This is a genomic window from Xenorhabdus entomophaga, assembly GCF_037996725.1.
GTDB lineage: Bacteria > Pseudomonadota > Gammaproteobacteria > Enterobacterales > Enterobacteriaceae > Xenorhabdus > Xenorhabdus khoisanae.
Genome location: NZ_JBBMXH010000272.1, coordinates 1 through 941, shown reverse-complemented (window position 1 = coordinate 941; position 941 = coordinate 1). Strand labels below are relative to the sequence as shown.

1 protein-coding gene is annotated in these 941 nt (G+C 57.5%); it reads left to right on the top strand.

From position 1 onward, the window contains the following. Positions 1-941, top strand: a 941-nt coding sequence (locus AAC854_RS22720; protein WP_340619071.1) for a phage major capsid protein, incomplete at both ends; no start/stop codon positions are given.

Below are 941 nucleotides of genomic sequence, written 5' to 3'. Positions count from 1 at the left end.
GGCAATAACAAGGCGGTGGATGAACACAAAACCGCGTTTGCCCAGTTTATCCGCAAGGGCAAGGTGGACGGGCTGGCCGAACTGGAACAAAAAGCCATGCAGACCACGACCGATCCCGATGGCGGCTATGCGGTGCCGGAAGAGCTGGACCGCAACATTATCAGCGCCCTGAAAGATGAGGTGGTGATGCGGACGGAGTGCAGTGTCGTGTCCGTGGGGACCCCGAACTTCAAGCGTCTGGTCAATCAGGGAGGCACTAACAGCGGCTGGGTGGGCGAGACCGATGAGCGCCCGGAAACCAGAACCGCCAAACTGGCACAAATCGAGCCGACGTGGGGGGAAATTTACGGCAATCCGGCCGCCACCCAGACGATGCTCGATGATGCCTTCTTTGATGTAGAGGCGTTTATCACCGCAGAGCTGACTCAGGAATTTGCCGAGCAGGAAGAAAACGCCTTTACCCACGGTGACGGTAAGAACAAACCGAAAGGGTTGCTGGCGTACGGCAGCGACATTCAGGACGACAACGCTCGTGAATGGGGCACGTTGCAGCACGTGTTACTGAAAAAGCCGACGGAAGTCACGGCGGATGAAGTCATGCGGCTGATCTACACCCTGCGCAAGCCGTACCGCAACGGGGCGAAGTTCATGATGAACAACAAGACGCTGTTTCAGGTGCGCACCCTGAAAGACAGTCAGGGCAATTACCTGTGGCAGCCGGGCTTGCAGTTGGGTCAGCCTTCCGCCTTGCTGGGTTACGGCATTGCGGAGAATGAGCAGTTTGCGGACTTAACGCCGGATGCGGTGCCGGTGGGCTTTGGTAACTTCAAACGCTGCTACACCATTCTGGATCGCCTCGGCGTGCGTATGTTGCGTGACCCGTACACCCGCAAACCGTTTATCCACTTCTACACCACTAAACGGGTGGGTTCCCTGCTGGT